3 protein-coding genes are annotated in these 4416 nt (G+C 70.6%); 1 reads left to right on the top strand and 2 read right to left on the bottom strand.

Annotation, left to right across the window (positions count from 1 at the left end):
* Positions 1–29: 29 nt before the first annotated feature.
* Positions 30–1526 (bottom strand): SulP family inorganic anion transporter, encoded by a 1497-nt coding sequence (locus AB4K12_RS31205; RefSeq protein WP_368438165.1) that lies wholly within the window; start codon positions 1524–1526, stop codon positions 30–32.
* A gap of 679 nt (positions 1527–2205) precedes the next feature.
* On the opposite strand from AB4K12_RS31205, the gene proC reads away from it, so the two are divergent.
* On the top strand, positions 2206–3015 hold the full coding sequence (gene proC / locus AB4K12_RS31200; RefSeq protein WP_368438163.1) for a pyrroline-5-carboxylate reductase: 810 nt from the start codon (positions 2206–2208) through the stop codon (positions 3013–3015).
* A 122-nt stretch (positions 3016–3137) separates the two neighbouring features.
* On the opposite strand, the gene trpS is transcribed toward proC, so the two are convergent.
* The gene (trpS, locus tag AB4K12_RS31195) at positions 3138–4157 is read right to left on the bottom strand and encodes a tryptophan--tRNA ligase (protein ID WP_368438161.1); all 1020 of its coding nucleotides are present in this window, start codon (positions 4155–4157) and stop codon (positions 3138–3140) included.
* Positions 4158–4416: the final 259 nt, after the last annotated feature.

Here is a 4416-nt window from a genome sequence, read left to right as displayed (position 1 = left end):
CGTTCAGCGCCTTTTATGCGGTCTGCCGCTCATACCGCCACCACTTGGCCCGTCGCCTCACCGTCGCCGTTCTCGTCGCCCCTCCGCACCGCGGCGTTTCGTTCCGCCCAGCCCAGGAGCGCGGTGCGGCAGGCGCGGTCCATATGCCGTAGCCCGCTCAGATCCAGTTCGATGCCGTAGCCCGTGCGGGGTAGTGCGTCGAGCTCGTCCAGCAGCCTGGGCAGACGCAGGAAGTTGGCGTTGCCGAGCACGCGCGCGTGGATGACGCCGTCCGGACGGGTCACCGTCTCGATGTGGACGTGGGAGGTCTCCCAGGCCGCCTTCACGACAGCGGTGAGCAGGCCGACGATGACGCCCTCGAAGAGGTTGGTGACCACGATCGCCGTGGTGGTCGTCAGCAGTACGGCCACTTCACCGCGGTGGTCCCGCCACAGCGGGCCGAGTTCCCTCCCCGGCAGGAGCTTCCAGCCCGCGTGGACGAGCACGCCGGCGAGAGCAGCGACCGGGATGAGCTCGAGGGCCCAGGGCAGAAGGGTGACGAAGACCAGCATCCAGACGCCGTGCAGTACGCGGGAGGCCTTCGTCCGCGCGCCCGCGTTCACATTGGCCGAGCTGCGGACGATCACAGCCGTCATCGGCAGCGAACCGAGCACGCCGCACACGGTGTTGCCGGCGCCTTGTGCGATGAGCTCCTTGTCGTAGTCCGTGTGGGGGCCGTCGTGGAGCCGGTCGACGGCCGCCGCGCTGAACAGCGTTTCCGCGGAGGCGATGAGGGCGAAGGCCAGGACGGTCCCGAGCACGCCGAACTCCGTCAGGCGCGCGAAGTCCCCACCGCCCGGTGGCTGGATCGCGTCGAAGATGCCGCGTACCTGCACTCGGTCGACGGGCAGCCGCAGCAGAGCGACCACGGCGGTGGCCAGTGCGACCGCCACGAGCGGTCCGGGCACCACGCGCTGGGCCTGCCGCCAACGCGGCCACAGGGCCAGTACGGCCGCGGTGCCGGCGCCGACCGCGACGGCGGCCATCGCATCGCCCGAGGCGAGGGTGTCGGTGAGCAGGGTGACGAGGCCGCCCAGCTTCTCCAGGCCCCCGGCGGGCGGGTCCGCGTCGGCGAGTGCGTAGAGCTGGCCGGCGATGAGGACGACGCCGATGCCCGCGAGCATTCCCTGCACCACCGCTACGGAGATGGCCCGGAACCAGCGCCCCAGTTTGAGCAGACCCATGGCGACCTGGAGCAGTCCGGCGGTGAGCACCAGCACGCCGAGGGCCCTGAGCCCGTACTCCCGCACGGCTTCGTAGACGAGCACGGTCAGGCCGGCCGCCGGCCCGCTGACCTGCAGGCTGCTGCCCGGTAGCAGCCCGGTGAGGAGGCCGCCGACGATGCCGGTGACGAGGCCCAGTTCGACGGGGACGCCGGACGCGACGGCGATGCCGACCGAGAGCGGCACGGCTATGAGGAAGACGACCAGCGACGCGGTGAAGTCGGCCCGGAGGTTGTCCCGGAGGTTGGCCTTGAGGGTGCTCATCAAGCCAACGCGGGGTCCGGCATTTCGGGCATGGCGGAAGGATTTCTTCTGCATGAGGATGGCCTCCAGCGCGCTCCAGGCGCGCGCAGCGATGCGATGGGGATCGGTGCGTCGTTGCGGGACAGGTGGAGTGGGGTGTGGCGGCGGTGGGGAGTGGGGTCGAGCAGAACGGTGGTGACCGAGGCGAGCGGGGAGCGGTGAACGGAGTGAAGCCGAGTGAAGCCGAGTGAAGCCGAGTGAAGCCGAGTGAAGCCGAGTGCGGCGTCACGTCGCGTCGCGCAGGGACGGGCGTCGGCGCACGGGTGCCCGCACGGATGAACCGTGTGACGGGCGAACGCCGTCGTTTCCTCCAGCGCCGCGCCGTTAATCACTCGACCATATTTTGGCCAAGTTGTGGTGCGGATCAGCGAGTTGATGTGTAACCACGATGTAAACGCGGTGTCGAGCAAGGTGCCGAACAGCAGGAGCGGACGGTTCCGATCACCCCGGCGGAATCCCACGAGCATGGGTCCGCCACCTCTGCCACCTCCGCCGCATGTGTACCGATGCCCGGACAAGGAACCCGCACCGGGCCGCCGAATGCGAAGATGACCGGCCTACGACCCGTCGATGCCGGCAGGCACGCACTCGGCCCCCCGCCGGACGACCAGCGCAGCGAGAAGGTGAGCCCGTGAGCCCCGTGGCACAGAAAGTCGCCGTCCTCGGTACCGGAAAGATCGGCGAGGCCCTCCTCAGCGGCATGATCCGCGCCGGCTGGTCGACGGACGACCTGATGTGCACCGCCCGCCGGCCGGAGCGCGCCGAGGTCCTCCGGATCCGCTACGGCGTCGAGGCCGTCACCAACACCGAGGCCGCCAAGGCCGCCGACACCCTCATCCTGGCCGTCAAGCCGCAGGACATGGCGACCCTGCTCGGCGAACTGGCCCCGCACCTGCCCGCCGACCGGCTGGTCATCAGCGCCGCGGCCGGCGTCCCCACCGCCTTCTTCGAGGAGCGGCTCCCGGCCGGCACGCCTGTCGTGCGGGTCATGCCCAACACCCCCGTACTCGTCGACGAGGGCATGTCGGTCATCTCCGGTGGCTCCCACGCCACCGAGGAGCACCTCCTCCGCACCGAGGCGATCTTCAAGCCGGTCGGCAAGACGCTCCGCGTCCCCGAGACCCAGCAGGACGCGGCGACCGCGCTGTCCGGCTCCGGCCCCGCGTACTTCTACTACCTCGTCGAGGCCATGACCGACGCCGGCATCCTCCTGGGCCTCCCGCGCGACAAGGCCCACGACCTCATCGTCCAGGCCGCCATCGGCGCCGCCGTCATGCTCCGCGACAGCGGCGAGCACCCGGTGAAGCTCCGTGAGGCCGTCACGTCCCCCGCCGGTACGACGATCAGCGCGATCCGCGAGCTGGAGAAGCACGGCGTACGAGCCGCCCTGATCGCCGCCCTCGAGGCGGCCCGCGACCGAAGCCGGGAGCTCGCCTCGGGGGGCGCCTGAGGAAACCGGTCCTGATGCGGACGCGGATGCGGCCGCGGACAGATCGGCGTTCAGCCGAACAGGCCGAGGTCCGTCACCTTCTCGGGTGAACGGGTGGCCGGGCGACCGGCGTGCACAGGGCCCTACCGGGAAGTGCCGCCCGACGGCAGGGGCGGCATCAGACCGATCGCCCGGTACGCCGCGTCGACCGTCGGGCGGGCGAGCGACCGCGCCTGTTCGGCGCCCGCCCGCAGGACCTCGTCCACATGACCCGGATCGGCGCACAGCCGCGCATGCCGTTCCCTGACGGGTCGCAGCAGCTCCACGACCGCCTCGGCCGTGTCCCGTTTCAGCGCGCCGTACGAGGTGTACGACGCCGCCAGCTCCACCGGACTCCGGTGCGTGCACGCCGCCAGGATCTCCAGCAGGTTGGTGACGCCGGGCTGCGCCTCGCGGTCGTACGTCACCTCGCTCCCGCTGTCGGTCACCGCCCGCATCACCTTCTTGTGCACGACATCCGGCTCGTCGAGCAGGTAGACGATGCCGGACGTCTCCGCGTGCGACTTCCCCATCTTGGAGGTCGGGTCCTGCAGGTCCATGACCCGAGCGGCCACCGTAGGGAGCACGGCCCTGGGGACGGTGAAGGCGTGCCCGTAGCGCTGGTTGAAGCGGGCGGCCAGGTCGCGCGTCAGCTCTACGTGCTGGGCCTGGTCGTCACCCACCGGGACCTCGTCCGCCCCGTAGGCGAGGATGTCCGCCGCCATGAGGACGGGGTACGTCAGCAGCGACAGCCGTACGCTCCCGCCCGTGGCCCGCTCCCGTGCCGCCTTCTCCTTGTACTGGATCATCCGGCGCATCTCCCCGTCTGTGGCGGTGCACTCGAGGAGATACGCCAGCCGGGTGTGCTCGTCCACGTGACTCTGTACGAACACGGTGCAGTGCGCCGGGTCGAGCCCGGCCGCCAGGAGAAGCGTCGCCGCTTGCCGGCTGAGCCTCCGCACGCGGGCCGGGTCGTGCTCGACGGTCAGCGCGTGCAGGTCGACGACGCAGAAGAGGGCCTCGGCGCGGTGCTGGTCCGTGTCCACCCACTGGCGGACGGCGCCGAGGTAGTTGCCGAGGGTCAGGTGGCCGGTGGGCTTGATGCCGCTGAAGATGCGTGTCATGGGTCGGTGCGCTCCTTGTGGATGAGGAAGCCACCGCCACAGACAGCAAACCGGCCGCCGAGGCGGCGGCCGGTCGCGTGCATGCGCAAGAGGTGGGCCGCCGTCAGGCGGCCCACCACTGCTGGACGAGCGCATGCTTGGTCATGGGCTGACGGTAGCCGCCGAAACCCCCTTGCGCCACGGGTTTGATGCGGCCTACGCGAGCGTGTAGAGTTCTTCGAGTTGCCACGGCGTCCCCTGAGGAAGCCGGGGCGGCACT

Origin of the sequence: Streptomyces sp. C36, from assembly GCF_040932295.1 — a bacterium.
In the GTDB taxonomy this organism is placed as follows: Bacteria; Actinomycetota; Actinomycetes; order Streptomycetales; family Streptomycetaceae; genus Streptomyces; species Streptomyces triculaminicus.
This window is presented reverse-complemented; position numbering and strand designations above follow the sequence as displayed.